This window comes from Streptomyces sp. NPDC058701 (genome assembly GCF_042715295.1).
Classification (GTDB): Bacteria; Actinomycetota; Actinomycetes; order Streptomycetales; family Streptomycetaceae; genus Streptomyces.
Genome location: NZ_JBHXSY010000075.1, coordinates 1 through 21,453 on the forward strand (window position 1 = coordinate 1; position 21,453 = coordinate 21,453).

Sequence of the window (21,453 nt, forward strand, 5' to 3'; positions counted from 1 at the left end):
CCTTCAGCCCGCCGGGAGTCGGCGTGGGGGTCGGTGTGGGGGTGGGGGTGGGGGTCGGGGTGGGGGTCGGCGTCGGGGTGGGGGTGTCGCAGCCCGGGGTGGCTTCCGGCGGCAGGGGGACGCGCCAGAGCTGGGTGTCGTTCTCCGAGCCGACGAGCAGGCTGGTGCAGTCGGCGTACGTCAGTGTCTCGCCCTGCGACTGGGCGGGCAGGGCGACGTCCACCAGCCTGGTCCCCGCCGTGTCGTACACGGAGGCCGTGTTGGCTCCGAGCGGCCCGCCGCTGCGCAGCGCGTACGAGGCCCCCGACGGGGAGAACGCGCCGTCGGTGGCGAAGACGGGCCCCGGCCGGACCGGGGTGAGGGTGTTGACCTGTCCCGTGACGGGTGGCAGTGGGGCCTGGTAGAGCCGGCCGGCGGCGCCGATGAGCTTGCTCGCCACGTACATCCGTCCGGTGGCGGGGTCGGCGAGCAGGGACTCCGCGTCGTGCCGGCCGTCGGAGTACGCGAAGCGGTACGTCACGGGCGTCACCGAGGCGTTGACGAGCCGGTCGGGCTCGGCGAAGCCGTGGACGGTGATCTCCGCGCGGGCGCCGAGGTTGTCGCCGATGTCGCCGACGAGGAGCACCGGGCCTCCGGCGGCGTCCCTGCCGATCGCCAGCGCCTCCCAGTCGGTGTTGCCCGCACCCGACACGGTGAGGGTCGCCCGGAGCACTCCGGTGGCGGTGGTGCAGTCGACGGCGAGGACCTGGTTGGTGTTGCCGCTGTCGTTGACCGCGTAGAAGACGCCCGGGTGCCGGCGGCTGGCGGCGAGACCGCTGAGTTCGGACAGTCCGCCGGGGAGGGTGCACGCCCGCTCCGGCGCGGCCGCCTCCCCGGCCGCGGCCGGGCGTACGACGGTGGGTGCGGGAGCGGCCGGGGAGACGGCGGTGGCGACGCCGGAGCCCGCCGCCCAGGCGACGGCCGGCAGGATCGTGGCGAGGACCGCGGTGGCGAGCGCCGCGGCGAACGGGGGTGTGAGGAGTCGGGGCATGCCCACCATGTGACGGCCGGTCAGCGCAGGACACCAGGGGCAACACCCTTCCGTTCGAACACCGTTCAATGCCCGGTCGGCATGACTGCGCGCGCCGCCGGCGCTCCGGTCAGCGCGCGGGCTCCCGTACGGGGGCGTCGTGCCGGGCGTGCGCGATGAACGCGCGGGCGGCGCGGCTGAGCGGTCTGCGCGCGTGTGCGATGCCCACCGGGCGCAGCAGGGGCGGGGTGAACGAGCGGACCTCCGCCCGGCTGCCGAAGGCCCGCTGGACGACGTCGCGGTACCAGATGAGGGAGCCCCGCCCGTCCGTCACGCCGGTCACCCAGGCGAGGCGTTCGTCGACCTCCAGGGACGGCACGGGGCGGACCCCTAAGCAGCTGAACATGGCCTCCAGCTCGGTGCGCCGGCCGGTCCCCGGCGTGGGGAGCACCATCGGCAGTCCGTCGATGAGGCGGAACGGCATGGGGTCGGGCAGCCCCGAGCCGGCCGGCGAGATGAGCACCACCTCCCGCTCCTGGATGTAGTGCGTGGTCAGCTCCTTGTCGACCGGCAGGTCGACAAGCGCCAACTCGGCACGCCCCTGCGTGAGTTCCTGGAGCAGGGTCTCGCGGCTGTCGTACTGCTGGAGCCTGACGTCGACGCCCGGATGGCGTCCGGTGAAGGCCGGGACGAGGTCGGAGGCCAGGTCCAGGGCCAGGGTGGGGGTGGTGACGAGGGTGAGGACGGCCCGGCTGTCCCCGCAGTGCGGGGTCCCGATGTCGTCTATGGCCTCCACCGCGTCGAGCACGGTGCGGGCCAGCCGGACGACCCGGGCCCCTTCCGGCGTGAGGTCCACCCCCCTTCCCCGGCGGGCGAGGAGTTCGACGCCGAGGTCGCGCTCCATGGCCTGGACGGCCCGGGACAGGGCGGACTGGGCGACGAAGACCGAGGCCGCCGCGCCGGTGATGGAGCGGCAGTCCGCGACGGCGACGAGGTAGCGAAGCTGCGCGAGAGTGGGGGTCATGACCGGACGGTAACCTCGCGAGGTTGTACCCGTAAGAGCGAGTCGGGTGAACAAGCGTACGACTCGGGGCGGCGCACATGCCGGGTTGGTGACGAGGTATACCGGTGCGGCATGACCCCGCACGGCGCGGCCCGCGCGGACGCCCGTCGGGGACGGTCCGCCGGTCCGGACAACGCCGCAGGCCACCGCCCCGGCGCGGCCCCCCGCGGGGCCGGGTGGGCGCCGTCCGGGCGGGTCCGGAGCCCCGGTTCGGGCGAAACGTCCGCCTCCGCATGCCCGTTGACAGTGCGGGGCGGCCACCGCACGATGCATCCCGGCGTCGGGGATTTAGACCACGGTTCGATTCCGCCCCTCTGTGGCGGGCAACCCGTCCGGCGCACACGTCCCGCACGTCCCGGCTCCGCCGCCCCGCCGGGGACCCCGCTCACTCCACGCCTCCCCCGTCCTCCGCCCCGTACTGCGACATGTCACACAGCACTGGAAGAGGAGCGCCCGTGATCCCCCACCCCGGTCCGTCCCCCCAGCCCGAGTCCTCGCGTCCGCCGGAGGCCTCCCCGGCCGGACCGCACCCTCAGCCCGGTCCGGCCGCGCACGCCGCCTCGCCCCCGGACGCCTCCTCGTCCCCGGACGCCGCCCCGTCCCCACGACCCGTATCCCGGGACCTGGTCGTCGCGGTCAGCCCGTTCGAGGAGCCCCACCCGCGGATCGTGACCGCCGCCGAACGGGCCGGATCCCTCGGCCTGCTCGACCTCGGCCGGGACGACGGTGCCGCGCGGCGCGGCCTCGCCGAGGTCGCCCGCAGGCTGCGCGGCGGCCGCCACGGGGTGCGGGTGCCCGCGGGCTGCCCGCTCGCGCCGCACGAACTGCCCGCGGCGGTGGACACGGTGCTGCTCGCCGACCCCGCCTCGTACACCGCCGAGCGGGTGGGGGCCTGGGCGGCGGCCGAAGGGCGGCCGCGGGTGTGGGCCGAGGTCACCGGCCCGGCGGAGGCCCTGGCCGCCGTGGCCGCCGGGGCGGGGGCCCTGGTCGCCAAGGGGCACGAGGCGGGCGGCCGGGTCGGCGCCGCCACCACCTTCGTGCTCCTCCAGCAGCTGCTCGCCGACCCCCGGCTCGCGGGGGTGTCCGTACGGGCGTACGGCGGGATCGGACCGCACACCGCGGCGGCGGCCGTCGCGGGCGGGGCCGCCGGGGTGCTGCTCGACGTACAGCTCGCCCTGACCGCGGAGGGCGAGCCCGCCCTCCCCGCCGAAGTCGTCGACGCACTGCGGGCGATGGACGGTTCGGAGACCCGGCTGGCGGACGGTCACCGAGTGTACGCCCGGCCCGGCCTGGCCCCGCCGGAGGGGCCGGTGGCCGCCCTGCTCGGGGCCCGGAACCTGCACGGATGCCTGTTGCCGGTCGGGCAGGACGGCGCCTCGGCGGCCCGGCTCGCCGCCCGGCACCGGACCACCGCGGGGGTGCTCCGGGCCGTGCGCGAGGCCGTCGCCGGCCATCTGGCGGCCGCCGTACGGGCCCGGCGGCTCGGCCGGCCGCCGGCCGTCGCGCAGGGCCCCATGACCCGGGTCAGCGACCGGTCGGCCTTCGCCGGAGCCGTGGCCGCCGCGGGCGGGGTGCCGTACCTGGCACTCGCGGTCATGGCGGGCCCGGACGTGCGCCGCCTCCTCGCCGAGACCGCCGAGCGGCTGGGGGACCTCCCGTGGGGCGTCGGGCTGCTCGGGTTCGCCCCGCCCGAGCTGCGCCGGGAGCAGTTGGCGGCCGTCGCCCAGGTGTGCCCCCCGTACGCCGTCATCGCGGGCGGCACCCCGGCGCAGGCGGCCCCGCTGGAGGCCGCCGGGACCCGGACCCACCTGCACGTGCCCTCGCCGGGACTGCTGGAGCGGTACCTCGCCGAGGGCGCGCGGCGGTTCGTCTTCGAGGGGATGGAGTGCGGCGGGCACGTGGGGCCGCGGGCCTCGTTCCCGTTGTGGGAGGAGCAGATCGAGCGGTTGCTCGCGTGCCCCGAACCGGAGGCGCTCGACGTGCTGTTCGCGGGCGGCATCCACGACGCGCGCTCCGCCGCGATGGCGGCCGCGGCCGCCGCGCCGCTGACGGAGCGGGGGGCCCGGACCGGCGTGCTGATGGGCACCGCGTACCTGTTCACGGCGGAGGCCGTGGCGGCGGGGGCGGTGCTGCCGCGCTTCCAGCGGGCGGCGGTGGAGTGCACGGAGACGGTGCTGCTGCGCACGGCGCCCGGCCACGCCACCCGCTGCGCGGCCACCCCCTACGCCGAGACCTTCGAGGCGACCCGGGTGCGCCTCGCGGAGAGCGGCGCACAGCCGCGGGAGGTGTGGGAGGAGCTGGAGCGGCTCAACCTGGGGCGGCTGCGGATCGCCAGCAAGGGGGTGCGCCGACCCGCGGGCGCCACCGCGGCGGGCACGACCCGAACCCCCGCGGGCGCCACCGCGGCGGGCACGACCCGAACCCCCGCGGGCGCCGCCGCGGAGGGCACAGCCGGGAAGGACACCGCCGGCGGGGACGGCGGCGGCCTGGAGTCCGTCGGCGAGGAACAGCAGTACGCGGAAGGCCTGTTCATGCTCGGGCAGGCCGCGGCGCTGCGGTCCGGGACCACCACCGTGGCCGCGCTCCACGCGGAGGTCACCGACGGGGCGACCGAGCTGCTGGAGCGGCGGGCCCGCGCGCTCGCCGGCTCCGGGCCCGCGGCGGCCGCCCCGGCCCCCGACCCCCTGGACATCGCCATCGTCGGCATGGCCTGCGCCTACCCCGGCGCCCCGGACCTGGCCGCGTACTGGGCCCGGATCCTGGAGGGGGCCGACGCGGTCACCGAGGTTCCGGCCGAGCGATGGGACCCCGCGCTGTACTACGACCCCGACCCGGCGCGCGCCGGTGAGCGCACCCCGTCCCGCTGGGGCGGCTTCCTCGGCCCCGTGCCCTTCGACGCCCTCGCCCACGGCATCCCGCCGGCCTCGCTGGCCGGGATCGAGCCGGTCCAGCTGCTGGCCCTGGAGATCTCGGCGCGGGCCCTCGCGGACGCCGGATACGACAGCGGCCGCGACTTCGACCGGTCGCGGACCTCGGTGGTCTTCGGGGCGGAGGCGGGGACCGAACTGGCGGGCGCCTACGGGCTGCGCGCCCTGCACCCCTCCTACCTCGGCGAGCTCCCGCCCGAACTGGACGCGCACCTGCCCCGGCTCACCGAGGACTCCTTCCCCGGGGTCCTGGCCAACGTCATCGCAGGCCGCGTCGCCAACCGCCTCGACCTCGGCGGGGCGAACTGCACGGTCGACGCCGCCTGCGCCTCCTCGCTGGCGGCGCTGGACCTGGCCTGCCGACAACTCCGTGACGGCGACAGCGACATGGTGCTGTGCGGCGGCGCCGACGTGCACAACGGGATCAACGACTACCTGCTCTTCTCCTCCGTCCGCGCGCTGTCCCCCGGCGGACGGTGCAAGCCGTTCGACGCGGACGCCGACGGGATCGCCCTCGGGGAGGGCGTCGGGGCGCTCGTCCTCAAGCGGCTCGCGGACGCCGAGCGCGACGGGGACCGGGTGTACGCCGTCGTGAAGGCCGTCGGCGCCGCCAGCGACGGCCGGTCGCTGGGCCTGACCGCGCCCCGGCCGGAGGGGCAGCGGCGGGCACTGGATCGGGCGTACGCCCGATCCGGGATCACCCCGGGCGAGGTCGGCCTGGTGGAGGCGCACGGCACGGGAACGGTGGTCGGCGACCGCACGGAACTCACCGTGCTGACCGAGCTGTTCACCGCCTCGGGGGCGGCCCCGGGGGCCTGTGCGCTGGGTTCGGTCAAATCGCAGCTGGGGCACACCAAGTGCGCGGCCGGGCTGGCCGGGCTCATCAAAGCGGCCCGGGCGGTCCACGCGGGCGTCCGGCCGCCGACCCTGCACCTGGAGGCACCGAACCAGGCCTGGAGCGCGGAGAGCAGCCCCTTCTTCTTCGACACCGAGGCCCGGCCCTGGGCGGCGCCCCCGGGGCGGCGGGTCGCGGGCGTGAGCGCCTTCGGCTTCGGCGGCACCAACTACCACGCGGTGCTGGCCGGTTACGAGGGCGCGGAGGAGCCGGCGCACGGGGTGGAGGAGTGGCCGGCCGAGCTGTTCTGCTTCCGCGGTCCGGACCGGCGGTCCGCCGGCCGCGCCATGGCCCGGCTCGCGGCCCGGCTGGAGGAGAACGACGCCGCGGGGCGGCCCTGGACCCTGCGGGACCTCGCCGCGGAGACCGCCGCCGGACCCGGTGAGATCCGGGTCGCGGTCGTGGCCGGCGACCTGGACGAGCTGACGCTCCGGCTGGAGCGGGCGCGGGCGTTCGCCGCCGGCGCGGGGGTCCACGTACGGGAGGAGTCGGCGGACCCCGGGCAGGTGGCCTTCCTCTTCCCCGGCCAGGGCAGTCAGCGCATCGGCATGATGGGCGAGCTGTTCACCGCCTTCCCCGCGCTGCGGGCCCTGCTGGACGAGGCCCCGGACGCGGTGGTGTCCGCGGTGTTCCCGCCGTCGGCGTTCACCGTGCCGGGGCGGGCCGCCCAGCGGGCCGCGGTCACGGACACCCGGGTGGCCCAGCCGGCCCTGGGGCTGGCCGGATCGGCGGCGCACCGGCTGCTCGGGGCGCTCGGCGTCCGGCCCGACTGCGTGGCCGGGCACTCGTACGGGGAACTGACCGCGCTGTGGGCGGCGGGCGCGTACGACACCGGGAGCCTGCTGCGGCTGAGCGCGTGCCGCGCCGAAGCGATCGTGGCGGCCGCCGGGGCGGACCCGGGAACGATGGCGGCGGTGGCGGCCGCGCCGGAGGAGGTGCGGGAGATCGCCGCCCGCACCGGCTGCGTGGTGGCGAACCACAACGCGCCGCGGCAGTGCGTGGTATCGGGCCCGACGGCCGCGGTGAACGGGGCGGTGGCCGCGTTGCGGGCGGCGGGCCTGACGGCGGAGCCCATCCCGGTGGCCTGCGCGTTCCACAGTCCGGTGGTGGCGGGGGCGAGCGGAGCGCTCGCCGCGGAACTGGCCCGGACGGAACTGCGACCGGCTGCCGTCCCCGTCTGGTCGAACACGACGGCCGGACCGTATCCGGCGGCTCCCGACGGCGTACGGTCCCTGCTGGCCCGGCAGGTGGCGGAGCCGGTGCGGTTCGCCGAACAGGTGGAGGCGATGTACGCGGCCGGGGTGCGGACCTTCGTGGAGGCGGGCCCGGGACGGGTCCTGAGCGGCCTGGTCGGCCGCGTCCTGCGGGGCCGGCCGCACACGTCGGTCCCGCTGGACGTGCCCGGCGAACACGGGCTGCTGCGACTGGTGTCGGCGCTGGCGGAGCTGGCGGCGGCGGGCGTGCCGGTCGCGCCGGAGGCCCTGTTCCGCGGCCGCACCGGCCGGCTCCCGGAGCGGGCACCGCGCCGCCCGGGCTGGCTGGTCGACGGCCACCTGGTCCGCACCGCGGACGGCACCCCGGTCGCCGGGGGGCTCCAGCCCGCGCGCCGGATCCACGCGACCGCGGGCCTGCCCGCGGCGGACCGGCCGTTCGGCGGGCCGGGGAAACCGGCCACCGGTACGGCGGCGGGGATGCCGGGCGCGCACGCGTCCGCCGAGCCGGCCGCGACCGCGGCGGGAAGGCCGGCCGGGGTTCCCGCCCCGGCTGCCCGGGGCGGCGGCGCGGCTCCGGCCGGCGGCGACGGCGCGCGGGATGCCGCGGTCCTGGAGTACCTTCGCGGCTCGCGCGCCCTGGTCGAGGCGCAGCGGGACGTCCTGCTCGGGTACCTCGGTGCGGCGCCCGTGGGGCGGGCCCCGAGGCATCCGGCGGACCGGCACCCGGCGGACGTGACCTACGCGACCGACGTGACCGACGTGACCGACCGTTACGGGATTCCGGTTGCCGCACCGGTCCCGGCGCCGGCCGCGCAGCCGCTGCCCGCGCCCGAACCGGCCGCGTGGTCCGCGGCCCCCGCGAGCCCGGCGCCGCCGGACGGGGTCCGCGCCGGCGGCGCCGCGGGCCGGGGTACGCGCTCCGCCGAGGAGGTGATGGACGTGGTGCTGGAGATCGTCCACGCCCGGACGGGATACCCCCGGGAGATGCTCGACCCCGAACTCGACCTGGAGGCGGACCTGTCCGTGGACTCCATCAAGCGCGTCGAGATCATCGGCGCCCTGGCCGACCGGATCGGACTCCCCCGGGACCCCGGCGGCTCCACCGAGTCGGCGGTCGAGGAGCTGTCCCGCGTCAAGACCCTGCGCGGGATCGTCGAGTGGGTCACCTCGCGGGCCGCCGCCGCGGCCCCACCACCGGTTCGGGACGCCGGCCCGGACCCCGCGGCGTCCGTCCGGCCGCAGCCGGTGCCCGCGGCGGCGGACGTGGCCCGGGTCGCGGCTCCGGTCGCGGCGGCGGGGGTGCCGGTCGTGGCTCCGGTCGTTGCGCCGGCCGTGGCTCCGGTCGCCCGGCTGCGGGTGGAGGTACGGCCCGTGCCGGCCCCCGCCGGTGACCCCGGGGCACTGCGTGGCCTGCGGATCGGGATCGTCGGCGACGGCCAGGGCGTGGCCCCCGCCCTCGGCGGGGCCGTACGGGCCCACGGCGCCGAGGTGCACCAGCTCGTCGAGGCCGCGGCCGGGTACGACGGGGTCGTCGACCTGTCCGCGCTGCGGGCCGGTGCCGAGCCCGTACTGCCCGAGGCCTTCCCGGGATTGCAGCGCGCCCTGACCGGCGGGGTGCCCCGGCTGCTCCTCGTCACCGCGCCCGGCACAGCGGGCGCGGGTCTGCACGGATTCGCCCGGAGCTGCGCCCTGGAGTTCCCGGGGCGGCTGGTCCGCGCGGTGGAGGTCCATCCCAAGGAGGACCCGGAGCGCATCGCGGCGCAGCTCCTGGCCGAACTGGGCTGTGCCTGCGACGCCGCGTGCGGCTGCCCCGGAGCCCCGGCCGTGGGCGGGACGCCCGCCGGTACGACCGCCGGCGCACCGAACGGCACGACGCACGACGCCACCAGCGCCACCGGCGGCCCGGACCGTGCCGCGGCGGCCGGCGGGGAGGGCCCGGCCTCGGTCGGGTACACCGCCGACGGCGTACGGGTCGCCCGCACGCCGGTCGCGGCACCGCTGGCCCGGACCGGGCCGGAGAGCGCCCCGCTCGCCCCGGGTTCGGTGGTGCTGCTCACCGGCGGGGCCCGCGGGATCACCGCGCGGACGGCGCTCGCCCTGGCCCGCTCCGCCCCCGGATGCCACGTCGAGCTGATCGGGCGCACCCCCGAACCTCTCCCGGGGGACGACGGGTTCGGCGCGGCCCTCGATCGGGTGGCCCTGCGCGCGGCGCTGATCGCCACCGGTCTGCGGACGCCCGCCGAGATAGAGGCCGCGGCCTCGCGCATCCTGGCCGCGCGGGAGGTGCGGGCCACCCTCACGGCCCTCGGCGCGGTGGCGGCCTCCGTCCGCTACCACTGTGCGGACGTCACGGACGAGCGGGCGGTGCGGTCCGTGGTGGCCGGTGTGCGGTCCCGCCACGGGCGGCTCGACGGCATCGTCCACGGGGCCGGGACCCTGCGCGACGGGCTGCTGTGCGACAAGTCGCCCGACGCGTTCGCCGAGGTGTTCCGCACGAAGGTGACCGGCGCCCGCCACCTGGCCGCCGCGGCCGCCGAGCACGGGCCGGTGCCCGCGCCCCGCTTCCTGGTCCTGTTCGGCAGCGTCGCGGGCGTGTACGGCAACCGGGGCCAGAGCGACTACGCCGCGGCGAACGATGCCCTCGACGGCCTCGCGCACACCTGGGCGGAGTCCTTCCCGGGGCGCGTGCTGTCGGTGGACTGGGGCCCCTGGGCGGCGGAGGCCGGCGGGATGGTCACCCCCGAGCTGGAGCGCGCGTACGCGCGGCGGGGGATCCCGCTGATCGCGCCGGAGGCGGGCACCGGGGCGTTCCTCGCGGAACTCGCGTACGGGGACGACGTACAGGTGGTCCTGATGGCCGGGGAGGGCGGGGGCCGTGGCTGACCGGAACCCGCGCGGCCCGCGCCCGACGGACGCCGCCATCGTCGGGATGGGCGCGGTGTTCCCCGGCGCGGGGGACCTGGCCGCCTACCGCCGCAACCTCCTCGCCGGTACGGACTGCATCGGCGACGTCCCGCCCGGGCGCTGGGACCCGGAGGTGTACTACGACCCGGGCGGCGCGGCCGGACCGGTGGTCGCAGACCGGTTCTACTGCCGGCGCGGCGGATTCGTGGACGGGCTCGCCGCCTTCGACCCGACCCGGTTCGGGATCATGCCCGCCGCGGTGGAGGGCGCCGAGCCCGACCAGATGCTCGCCCTGCACGCCACGGCCGAGGCCGTCGCGGACGCGGGCGGGGACGCGCGGCTGCCGTCCGACCGCGCGCGGATCGGGGTGGTGCTGGGGCGCGGCGGGTTCATGGGCGTGGCCACCGCCCGTCTCGACCAACGCGTCCGCACCGCACACCAGTTGGCGCAGACCCTGCGGGACCTCGTGCCCGAGCTGGGCGAGCGGCGGATCGCGGCGGTGCGGTCGGCGTTCCAGGAGGCGCTGGGTCCGGATCGGCCGGACGCGTCGATCGGTCTCGTGCCCAGCTTCACGGCGGCACGGACGGCGAACCGGCTGGACTTCCGCGGCCCGGCCTACACCCTGGACGCGGCCTGCGCGTCCTCGCTGCTGGCGGTGGACCAGGCGGTGGGACTGCTGGCGGGCGACCGGTGCGACGCCGTGGTGGCGGGGGCGGTGCACCACTGCCACATCGCCACGCTGTGGAGCGTGTTCACGCAGCTGCGGGCCCTGAGCACGAGCGAGCGGATCCGGCCCTTCGACCGGCGGGCCGACGGGACCCTGCTGTCCGAGGGGACCGGGGTGGTGCTGATGAAGCGGCTGGCGGACGCGGAACGGGACGGCGACCGGATCTACGCGGTCGTCCGGGGCACCGGGGTGGCCGGTGACGGCCGGGCGGCCAGCCTGATGAGTCCTCTCGTCGCGGGCCAGGTACGGGCGCTGGAGCGGGCCTGGCAGGGTGCCGGTCTCGATCCCCGGGAGGCGGGCGCGCTGGGGCTGCTGGAGGCGCACGGCACGGGTACGCCGGTGGGCGACGCGGCCGAACTGGACACGCTGGCCCAGGTGTTCGGCCCCCCGGCGGCCGGTCGCCCGTCCATCGGCTTCGGCTCGGTGAAGTCGATGCTCGGACACACCATGCAGGCCTCCGGCATGGCCGGTCTGATCAAGGCCGCGCTCGCGGTGCACGAGGGGGTGCTGCCGCCCACCCTGCACCTGGAGGAGCCGCACCCCGGCCTCGCCCTGACCCGGATGCGGCCGGTGACGGCGGCGGAGCCGTGGGAGCGCGGCCCGGAGCCCCGCCGGGCCGGGGTCAACGCCTTCGGCTTCGGTGGGATCAACGCCCACGTGGTGCTGGAGGAGGCCCCCGGCACCGTGTCCCGCCCCGCCGCTCCGGTACGGCGTTTCCTGCCGCTGGGCGGCCCGGCCGCGCCGGTGGGGCCCGCGGCGCGGGAGGACGTCCTGCTGATGGCGGCAGACCGGCCGGCCGAGCTGGCGGCCCGGCTGGCGGCCGGGTCTCCGGTGTCCGGCGGGTCCGGACCGTGCCGGCTGGCCGTGGCCGGGCCGACGCCGCAGCGGCTCGCGCTGGCCGCGAAGGTCGTGGCGCGCGGCCGGCCCTGGCGGGGGCGCGGGGAGGTGTGGTTCACGCCGCAGCCGCCGGACGGCCGGGTGGCGTTCCTCTTCCCGGGGCTGGAACCGGAGTTCGCCCCCGTCCTGGACGACGTGGCGGACCGGCTCGGCCTGGACCGGCCCCGGCTGACCCGGGACGGGGCGCTGGAGCGGCGGGCGCTGGACGCGATCGCCACGGGCCGGTTCTTCGCCCGGGTGCTGCCCGCGGTGGGGATCGGTGCCGACGTGCTCGCGGGCCACAGCCTGGGCGAGTGGGCGGCGATGGTCGCGGCCGGAATGTATCCGCGGGACGCGGCCGACACGTTCCTGGACTCCCTGCGGCCCGGCTCGGTGGAGGTCCCGGACCTGGTGTACGCGGCGCTGGGGTGTGGTGCCCGGCGGGCGGAGGCGGCGCTGCACGGCCTGGACCGGGTGGTGGTCAGTCACGACAACTGCCCGCACCAGTCGGTCGTGTGCGGGGACCCCGGGCAAGTGGCCGATGTGGTGCGGCGGTTGCGGGCCGAGGGGGTGCACGGCCAGGAGCTCCCGTTCCGGTCGGGCTTCCACACCCCGATGTGGGAGCCCTACCTCGGCCAGGTCCGGGCCGCCTTCGGCCGGCTGCCGCTGCGGCCCGGCACCCTGCCCGTCTGGTCGGCGACCACGGGCGCGCCGTTCCCCGCCGCGCCGGAGGAGGTGCGGGAACTGGTGGTCCGCCACCTGCTGGAGCCGGTGCGCTTCCGCGAGCTGGTGCTGCGGCTGTACGAGGACGCGGGGGTGCGCACGTTCGTGACCCTGGGCCCGGGCGGCCTGCCGGGGTTCGTCGAGGACACCCTCCGCGAGCGGCCCCACCTGTCGGTGTCCACCGCCTCCCCCCGGCTGCCCGGCCTGTCGGCGCTGCGCCGCACCTGTGCGGCCCTGTGGGCGGAGGGGCACGAGCCCCGCTGGGAGCTGCTGTCCACGGGCCCGGCGACGCCCGGGGCCCGGCCGGCCGCCGCTCCGTTGGCGGCCGGAGCCGGTGGCGTGCGCCCGATCGCCACCGCCGGGCTGGTGCTGCCGCTCGACCTCGGTTCACCGCTCGTCCGCCTCGGCGGGAAGGCCCGTACCGCCCTGGGAGGCCTGCTGCCGGCCTCACCGCGACCCGCCGCTCCCCCGGGACCGGCCGCTCCCCGGCCCGTGCTGCTGTCCGCCCTCGACGCGGTCCTCGACGACACCCGCTCGGCCGCCCTGAGCGTCACCGCCGCCTGGTCGGCCGCACCCGCGCCGGAGCCCGGTGCGGCCGGGGAGGCGGCCGCGCCGGCGGCCGTACCGGTGCCCGCGCAGCCGCCCGTACCGGCCGGGCCGCCCCGCGTGGAGCGCCTGCACCTCTCGCTCGCCGCCCTGCCCTACGTACGGGATCACTGCGTGTACCTCCAGCCCGACGACTGGACCGAGGACTCCGACCGGTTCCCCGTCGTCCCCATGACCACCATGCTGGAGCTCGCGGAGCGGGCCGCCCTGCGGCACGCCCCGCCCGGCCTGCACGTCGTCGGCCACGCACAGGTCCGCGCCCTGCGGTGGCTGCCCGTGGAACCGGCCGTCGACATCGACGTCACCGTCCGGGACGACGGGCCGGGCCGGGTCCACGTCTCCCTCGGCGGCTACGCGGACACCGTCGTCCTGCTCGGCGCGCGGTACGGGGAGCTTCCCGCACCCGACCCGACCCCGCTGTCCGGCACGGGTCCGGCCCCGGTCAGCGCCGACGCGCTCTACCGGGACCGGTGGATGTTCCACGGGCCGCGGTTCGCCGGGGTCCACGAGGTGCGCGCGGTCGGCTCCGACGGCATCGAGGGGGTCCTGCGGGCGCTCCCCGACCCGGGGGCACTGCTGGACGCCGCCGGGCAGCTGTTCGGCCACTGGATGCAGCTGCGGCTGCCGGTGGACCGGTTGGTGTTCCCCGCCACCGTGGACGGCATCCGGTACGCCGGTCCCGCGCCGGCGCCGGGCGAGCTGGTCGGCGCCACCGCCCGCGTCCGCGAGGTCCGCGAGGTCACCGTCCGCGGGGACCTGGAGCTGCGCCGTGCGGACGGCCGGGTGTGGGCGCGCATCGACGGCTGGACGTACCGCCGGTTCGGGGCCGACGAGCGGGTCTGGCCGATGAAGTTCACGCCGGAGGTGTGCGGCATCGGCGAGGCGCAGCCCGCGGGCTGGTGCCTGGCCCGGCGTCGCTGGACCGACCCGGCGTCGCAGGAACTGGTCATGCGCCGCTACCTCGGCGCCGCCGAACGCCTCGTCTACGAGCGGCTGTCGCCGCGGGCACGGAATCCCTGGCTGCTGGGCCGGATCGCCGCCAAGGACGCGCTGCGCGGACTCCTGTGGGAGCGCGGGGCGGGGCCGGTGTTCCCGGCGCAGGTGCCGGTCGGCAACGATCCGGCGGGCCGGCCCCTGGCCGGGGGCCCGCTCGCCCGCGGGTTCCGGCTGTCGCTCGCGCACAAGGACCGGGTGGCCGTCGCGCTCGCCCATCCCTCCCTGGCCGTCGGCATCGACGTGGAGCCGGTGACGGGGGATCCCGGCGCGCTGGTGCGCATCGCGCTCGGGCCGGGCGAACTCCGGCTCGCCGAGGACCTGGCCGCCCGCGAGGGCGCCGGTCTGCCGGCCGCGCTGACCGCCCTGTGGTGTGCCAAGGAGGCCGCGGCCAAGGCCGGGGGCACGGGGCTGGGCGGCCGTCCGCGCGACTGGCGGGTGACCGGGGACCCGGACACCGGCGGTCTGCGCGTGCTCTCCCCCGACGGGCAGCCGCACGCGGTGCGCACCGCCCTCGTCGCGGGCCCGCCCGCCGACCACGTCGTCGCCTGGACCGCCCGCCCCGCGGCGGTGTCCCCCGTCCCCTTCCACCTCACGGAGACCAGTCATGGCAGCTGACATCCTGGCCGAGATCACCGGCATGCTCGTGGAGATCGTCGGTGACGAGTACCTCCTCGCGGACGAGGTCACGATGAAGACGACGTTCAACGAGGACCTGGCGCTGGAGAGCATCGAGTTCGTGGCCCTGGCGGAGCTGCTGCACCAGCGGTACGGCTCCCGCGTCGACCTGATGGGCTTCCTCGCCGAGAAGGACATGGACGCCATCCTCGCCATGTCCGTGGGGGAACTCGTCCTCCACATCGGCCGGATCGCCCACGCCTCCCCGGCCCTGGCCCCACCCCGTCCCGGCCCCCTCGCCCCGTCCGCCACGGGCGCCTCCGGCGTCCCCGCCTCGGACGGCTGACCGCCGTGGCCTTCGTCCCCGCGGGCCCGGTCCGCTTCCACGTACAGCAGCCGCCCGCTACCGGACCCGACCACCCGGGTCGTCCCGTGGTCGTGTTCCTGCACGGGCTGGTCGTCGACAACCTGTCCTCCTTCTACTGCCCGCTGGCCGTCCCCGTGGCCCGGGCCGGGCACCGCACCGTCCTCTACGACCTGCGCGGCCACGGCCGCAGCGAACGCCCGCCCACCGGCTACGACACCGGGACCGCCGTGCGGGACCTCTTCACGCTGCTCGGCGCGCTCGGCCTCGGAGGGCGCCCGGTCCACCTGGTGGGCAACAGCTACGGCGCCACCCTCGCCCTGCACGCCGCGCTCGCCCGGCCCGGCCTGGTCGCCGGGCTCACCCTCCTCGAACCCCTCCTCGACGGGGCCTGGATGGAGAACATGGTGGACACCCTGTCGGCGGCCGCCCTCAGCCTGGAGGACAGCCCGGTGCCGGCCGAGCTGCTCTCCCTGCGCCTGCGCAAGGCCGCCCACCTCACGGCCATCGCCGACGACCTGCTCAACCGCACTTCCCTCATCGACGACGTGGCGGCCGGCCGCACGTTCACCCCGGCCGACTACGCCCGGGTGACCTGCCCGCTGCTGATCGTGTGCGGGGAGCACTCCGAACTGGTCCCGGGCGCGCGGGAACTGGCCCGGCACGCCCCGAGGGCCGCCCGGGTCGAGATCCTCCCGGGGCTCGGCCACGACGTGCTGAAGGAGAGCAGCGGAGCACTGCGGTCGGCCGTCCTCGCGCACCTCGACGCGACGGCCGCGGCGGCCGCGCGGGCCGTGGCAGCGGCGCGGCGGCCGCGGGCGGGGGCGTCGGCCCGATGAGGGTGCTGTTCACGGTGCCGCCGCTCGCGGGGCACGTGAATCCGACCGTGGCCGTCGGCGCCGAACTGGCCGCCCGGGGGCACCAGATCGCCTGGACCGGGCCGGCCGGCGCCCTGGCCCGGCTGCTGCCCCCGCACGCCCGCGTCCTGCCGGCCGGGGAGGAGGCCGGCGGCGGGTACGCACTGCTGCACGCCCGATGGCGCGACCTGCGCGGGATCGGCGCGCTGCGCTTCCTCTGGGAGGAGGCGCTCGTCCCGCTGGCCCGGGCGATGGTCCCGGGGGTGACGGACGCGGTGCGCGCCTTCCGGCCGGACGTGGTGGTCGCCGATCAGCAGGCCCTCGCCGGGCCGCTGGCCGCCCGGCGGCTCGGGGTTCCGTGGGTCACCTCCGCCAGCACCTCCGCCGAACTCACGCGTCCCTTCGCCGACTTCCCGAAGGTCGGCGCGTGGGTGGCCGGCCAGGTGTCCGGGCTGCTCGCGGAGTGCGGGGCCGGCGGCCCGGACGCGGTGCCGGACTGGGACCCGCTCTTTTCGGACCGGCTGGTCCTGGTGTTCTCCAGCCGCGAACTGGTCGGTCCGGACGAGCAGTTCCCGTCCCACTACGCCTTCGTCGGTCCCGCCTTCGGCGCCCGGCCGGCCGCGCCCGGATTCCCGTGGCGGCGGCTGGACCCGGACCGCCTCCGGGTCCTCGTGTCGCTGGGCACCCTCAACCAGGAGGCCGGCGGCCGGTTCTACGGCGCCGTGCTCGGCGCCGCCGAACGGCTGGCCGGCGAGGTCCAGCTGGTGCTCGCGGCCCCGGCCGCGCTGGTGGGGGCCGTCGCGCCGGGCGGGTCGGTGCCCCCCAACGTGCTGCTCCGGGAGAGCGTGCCGCAGCTGGAGCTGCTGCCGCACCTGGACGCCGTGGTCTGCCACGGCGGACACAACACCGTCTGCGAATCCCTCGCGCACGGGCTGCCGCTGGTGGTCGCGCCGATCCGCGACGACCAGCCGATCGTGGCCCGGCAGGTCGTCGCGGCCGGCGCCGGGGTCCGGGTGCGGTTCGGCCGGACCCGGGCCGAGGAACTGCGCGACGCGCTCACGGCCGTGCTGGACGACCCCGGCCCCCGCCGGGGCGCCCGGCGGATCCAGGCCTCATTCGCCGCGGCGGGCGGTGCCGCCGCCGCGGCCGACCGGTTGGAGAAGCTGCTATGACGCCATCCCCACTGCCCCCGGGCCGAGGGCGCCCGCCGGTCCGGATCCCGTGGACCTCCGCGGCGGTGCTGACCGTGCTCGGTGCGGGCACCGTACGGGCCGCGCGCCGACTGCGGGCCGTCCCCGTACTGCCCCTGCCGCCGGCGGGCGCTGCCGCCGGCGTGCCGCGGGCCTCCGGCTGGCGGCTGCTGACCGCCCGGGGGGTCGAGGCGGACGCCGCGACCCTCCTCGCCGCGTGCGCGCACGCCGACCGGGAGGGGCTCGCGGTGCTGGACCTGATGCCGGGGGACCTCGGTGCCGAACGGGCGCTCGGGCTGCTGCGGCTCGTCGATCCCGCCCGTTACCGGGAGGACCGCCTCGGTGAGGGCCGGGGCGCCGGGTACGCCGTCCTCGTGGCCGACGGAGTGCTGGCGCGCGCCGGAGTGGACCTCGACGGGCCGCCGCCCGAGCCCGTACGACTCCTGGAGCTGACGCGGCTGCTGAAGGAGTACGCCCCCGGCGCCACGGGGCTGGCCATCGCCCCGGGGCTGAGCTGCGGTCGGGCCGCGGCGGAGGGAGCGGGCGGGGCGGACGGGGTGGTCCGGGCGGCCGAACTGCGGGCCCAGGGACTGCCGCCGGGGGCGCTGGCGGCCGCGCAGCTGGCCGGGCTGGCCCTGCTGGCGGGCGTCGCCGTACGCCAGGGCCGGTGGGGGGCGGCCGCGGCGGGGCTGTACTGGCTCCAGCCGTACCTGGCCCTCGGCGGGCCGGGCAGCCCGCTGCGCCCGGCGGACCTGGCGGCGGCCACGGCCGCACGGCCGGTGCGCTCCCTCGCCACGGCCCTGCGTACGGCGGCGGCCGCCGCCCGTCCCACCGGGACGGGCGGTGCGGAGGCGGCGCGGGCCGAGGCGTACCGGGCCGACCTGGCCGCCGGCACCGAACGGTTCCTCGAACCGAGGCGGCCGGACTGCCCCTGGTGCGGTTCCCGGGAGCTCACCGTGCGGGTCCGGGTGCCGGACCTGCTCCAGGGCAAGCCGGGCCGGTTCACACTGGAGCAGTGCGGGGGCTGCGGGCACGTCTTCCAGAACCCCCGGCTGAGCCCGGAGGGGCTGGAGTTCTACTACCGCGACTTCTACGACGGCCGGGGCGGCGAGGGCGCCGGCACGGTCTTCGGGCGGCTCGGCGCCGCCTACCGGGGCCGGGCCGAGATGCTGAGGCCGTACACGGCCCCGGGCTCCTGGCTCGACGTCGGCACGGGGCACGGGCACTTCTGCAACGCGGCGCGGGCCGTCTGGCCGGACACCCGGTTCGACGGGCTGGACATGGGCGACGGCATCCGCGGGGCGGAGCGGCGCGGCTGGGTGGAGACGGGCTACCAGGGCCAGTTCCCGGAGTTCGCCGCGAAACTGGCGGGCCAGTACGAGGTGGTGAGCATGTACCACTACCTGGAGCACACCCGGGACCCCTTCGCGGAACTGGACGCGGCGGCCACCGTCGTCGCCCCCGGCGGGTACCTGGCCATCGAACTCCCCGACCCCGAATCGCGCATGGCGCGGTTGCTGGGCCCGGCCTGGTTGCCGTGGTTCCAGCCGCAGCACCAGCACCTCATCCCGGTGGGGAACCTGCGCGAGGCGCTGGCCGACCGGGGTTTCACGGTCCTGGCCGAGGAGCACGGGCCGGCCCACCAGGGGAACGACTTCGTCGGCGCCGTGGCCCTGACCACGACCCGGCTGGCCCCCGACCCCGACCGGCCGTGGGCCCCCGCCCCCGGCCCGGGCGGACGGGCCCTCGCCCGCGCGGTACGGGCCGCGGCACTGCCGTCCTTGGTCGGCGCGGCGGTGCTGGACGCGGTGCGCTCGGCGGCGGCCCGGCGTACGGACGGCGGCAACGCCTACCGCATCCTGGCCCGCCAGGCGTCCCGATGACCCGGCCCGGCGCCACTCAGCCGGCCCGGCTCGGACCGGGCTCCGCGGGCCGGGCCGCCGCCGCCCCGGCGGGCCCGGCCGGGGCCGCCGGAAGCGGTGCGCGCCCCGCGGCGCCCGCTCCGGCCGGGAGCGGGGCGACCGCGCGGGCCCGGACGGCCGCAGAGTCCGACCGGGGCCCCGCGACGGAACCGCCCCCGGACGGCGCGGCCCCGACGGCCGGCCGCCCGGCAGGCACGGACCCCGCCGCCGCCGAGCACGGCTCCCGCCCCGCCGGTGGGCACACCGGGTCCGGCGGGGGCGGGATCGCACGGCGGGCCACCGCCGACCCGCTGTTCCGGCTCGTCGCCTACGCCCTGGAGTCCGCGCACGGCCGGCCCCCGGCCGCCGTCTGGAGCGCCCCGTACGCCTTCCACCTGGACTCCCCCGGACTCGTCGCGGCGGCGGGCTGGCCGGTGGCCGCGGCCGCGGCGCCGCGCACCGACGGCCTGGTGCGGCTCAGCTCGCTCGCCCACCCCGCGGACAGCTGCGACGTACCGCTGGCCCCGGCCGGGCCGCCACCCGACACCCCCGCGTGGGCGGCCCGGCCGTACGCCCTGCTGCGCGCGCTCGCCCGGGCCGGTATCGGCCGCGGCGGGACCGACCTGCACGTCCAGGGCTCGCTCACGCCGGCCGCCGGGCTGGCCACGGCGGAGCCCGCGGAGTGCGCGGTGGCGCTGGCCGTGGTCGACGTGCACACCCCGGAGGGCGACGAACCCGACCGCGCCCACCTCGCCCGGCTGCTGGACGGGGCGCTGCCCGGCGGGGACGGGGCGTTGCGCCGCGCGGCGCTCTTCGCCCGCCCGGGCCAGGCCCTGCTGCCGGGCCGGGACGACGCGCGGCCGCCGCGGTACGTGGCCTTCGACCCGGCGGCCGACCGGGCCCGCCTGGTGCTGATGGCGGTGCGCGGCCGCTCGGACGCCGCCGGCCGGCGGGCGGAACTGGCCCGGGCGGTGGCCTGCGCGCGGCGGGCCGGAGCCCTGAGCACCTGGCCGCCCGGGCCGCGACCGGGGAGCAGCGTGCTGGTGCTGCTCCCCGAGACCCGGCTGGCGGCGGTGCGCACCGCGGTCGCGGCGGAATTCCGTGAACAGGGGCGCCCCGTACCGCGGTTCCTGAACATCGCCGTGGCCGGGGCGGCCCGCCGCGAGGAGTAGCACCCGCCCGTCCGGGTCGGCGGCCGTGCCCGGCCGGCGGCCGATCCGGGCCCCTGCCGATCCCTGGCGGCGCCCGGAACCGCGGCCCGGCCGAACCGTGGGACCGCCGAACCCGGGGGGGGACCGCCGAACCCCGGGGCCCCGGTCGCCACCACCCGGGGCCGCCGGGGCGCCGGCCCCGCCCGCGCGGCCACGGGCCCCCGGCGAGGCCCGGGTGCCCGGCGAGACCGGGGTTGCCCGGTACCCCCGCCGCGCACCCGGCGCCCCGGTTCACCCGGCGCCACCCCCACCAGACCCACACCCACCCCCACCCACACCGCACCCGCACCCGCCCCGCACCCCGGGCCCGCCCTGCGGCGGGCTCCGCGACCACCACGAGGAGGCACCACCGTGTACGCCACCCCACCCCCGCCCCAGCCCCCGCCGCCCCCACCGCCCGCGGCGGCGAGACGCCGGGCCGTGCGGTCCGCGCTCGTGGCCGGACTCGGCGCGCTCGGCCTGCTGGCCGCGTTCACCATCGCCGACTCCCAGGCCGCCGCGGGAGCCGGACCGGCCCGTACGGCGACGGCGACGGCCGCGCTGCCCGCGTACGACCACGTGGTGGTCGTCGTCTACGAGAACAAGCAGTACGGCGAGATCATCGGCAGCGCGAACGCCCCGTACATCAACCAGCTCGCCAACGGCGGCGCGAGCCTGACCGGGATGAAGGCCCTGACCCACCCCAGCCAGCCGAACTACTTCAACCTGTTCTCAGGCTCCACCCAGGGCGTCACCGGCGACGGCTGCTACACCCCGCAGTCGATGACCGCGCCCAGCCTCGGGCAGGAGCTGATCGCGGTCGGGAAGACCTTCGCGACGTACAACGAGGACCTGCCGTCCGAGGGTTCCACGGCGTGCACCAGCGGCCAGTACGCGCAGAAGCACAATCCGTGGTTCGCCTTCAAGAACGTGCCGCTGAACACCGGTAAGACCTGGGCACAGTTCCCGCAGGGCAACTTCGCGGCGCTGCCCGCCCTGTCCTTCGTGGTGCCCAACCAGTGCAACGACATGCACTCGTGCCCGGTCGCCACCGGAGACACCTGGACGCGCACCCACCTCGACGCCTACGCACAGTGGGCGAAGGCCAACAACAGCCTGCTCGTGCTGACCTGGGACGAGGACAACTACCTCGGATCCAACCAGATCGCCACGGTCTTCCACGGGGCGCACGTCAAGCCGGGCCGGTACGCGACGGCCTTCAACCACCACCACCTGCTCCGGACCTTCGAGGACCTCTTCGGCACGGCGACGCACGCGGGCAACGCCGCCAACGTCCAGCCGATCACGGAGGTGTTCGCGGACTCCACGGAACCCACGCCCACCCCGACCCCGACGCCCACCCCCACCCCCACGCCGACTCCCGGCGGGCTGAAGC

The 21,453-nt window shown here is 77.8% G+C and carries 10 protein-coding genes; 8 read left to right on the top strand and 2 right to left on the bottom strand.

Translation table 11 applies throughout. The features are described from left to right. Together ACFWW8_RS36445 and ACFWW8_RS36450 are read right to left on the bottom strand one after the other, a co-directional pair. A partial coding sequence (locus tag ACFWW8_RS36445) for a hypothetical protein (RefSeq protein ID WP_386536654.1) occupies positions 1 to 1,030 on the bottom strand: 1,030 nt, incomplete at its 3' end. Positions 1,031 to 1,139: 109 nt separating this feature from the next. Further along, positions 1,140 to 2,033, bottom strand: a complete 894-nt coding sequence (locus tag ACFWW8_RS36450) for a LysR family transcriptional regulator (RefSeq protein ID WP_386536657.1) — start codon at positions 2,031 to 2,033, stop codon at positions 1,140 to 1,142. A gap of 464 nt (positions 2,034 to 2,497) precedes the next feature. Here ACFWW8_RS36450 and ACFWW8_RS36455 point away from each other — a divergent pair, with 464 nt between their 5' ends. From ACFWW8_RS36455 to ACFWW8_RS36490, 8 genes are all read left to right on the top strand, one after another. Continuing rightward, the gene (locus ACFWW8_RS36455; RefSeq protein WP_386536660.1) at positions 2,498 to 9,991 is read left to right on the top strand and encodes an SDR family NAD(P)-dependent oxidoreductase; all 7,494 of its coding nucleotides are present in this window, start codon (positions 2,498 to 2,500) and stop codon (positions 9,989 to 9,991) included. Continuing rightward, positions 9,984 to 14,555 carry a beta-ketoacyl synthase N-terminal-like domain-containing protein gene (locus ACFWW8_RS36460; RefSeq protein WP_386536663.1) on the top strand — a complete coding sequence of 1,524 codons (4,572 nt, stop codon included), beginning with the start codon at positions 9,984 to 9,986 and terminating at the stop codon, positions 14,553 to 14,555. The genes ACFWW8_RS36455 and ACFWW8_RS36460 overlap by 8 nt, the downstream gene beginning before the upstream one ends. Next, entirely contained in the window at positions 14,545 to 14,901 is a 357-nt protein-coding gene (locus ACFWW8_RS36465) for an acyl carrier protein (protein ID WP_386536665.1), read from the top strand. Before ACFWW8_RS36460 ends, ACFWW8_RS36465 begins: the two co-directional genes overlap by 11 nt. Before the next feature lie 5 nt (positions 14,902 to 14,906). Continuing rightward, positions 14,907 to 15,758, top strand: a complete 852-nt coding sequence (locus ACFWW8_RS36470; protein ID WP_386536667.1) for an alpha/beta fold hydrolase — start codon at positions 14,907 to 14,909, stop codon at positions 15,756 to 15,758. Next, on the top strand, positions 15,755 to 16,948 hold the full coding sequence (locus ACFWW8_RS36475; RefSeq protein WP_386536670.1) for a glycosyltransferase: 1,194 nt from the start codon (positions 15,755 to 15,757) through the stop codon (positions 16,946 to 16,948). The genes ACFWW8_RS36470 and ACFWW8_RS36475 overlap by 4 nt, the downstream gene beginning before the upstream one ends. Beyond that, positions 16,945 to 18,849 (top strand): methyltransferase domain-containing protein, encoded by a 1,905-nt coding sequence (locus ACFWW8_RS36480; protein WP_386536672.1) that lies wholly within the window; start codon positions 16,945 to 16,947, stop codon positions 18,847 to 18,849. Before ACFWW8_RS36475 ends, ACFWW8_RS36480 begins: the two co-directional genes overlap by 4 nt. Further along, the gene (locus tag ACFWW8_RS36485) at positions 18,846 to 20,039 is read left to right on the top strand and encodes a galactokinase (protein WP_386536675.1); all 1,194 of its coding nucleotides are present in this window, start codon (positions 18,846 to 18,848) and stop codon (positions 20,037 to 20,039) included. Before ACFWW8_RS36480 ends, ACFWW8_RS36485 begins: the two co-directional genes overlap by 4 nt. Positions 20,040 to 20,498: 459 nt before the next feature. After that, positions 20,499 to 21,453: alkaline phosphatase family protein (locus ACFWW8_RS36490; RefSeq protein ID WP_386536678.1), on the top strand; the 955-nt coding region annotated here is incomplete at its 3' end.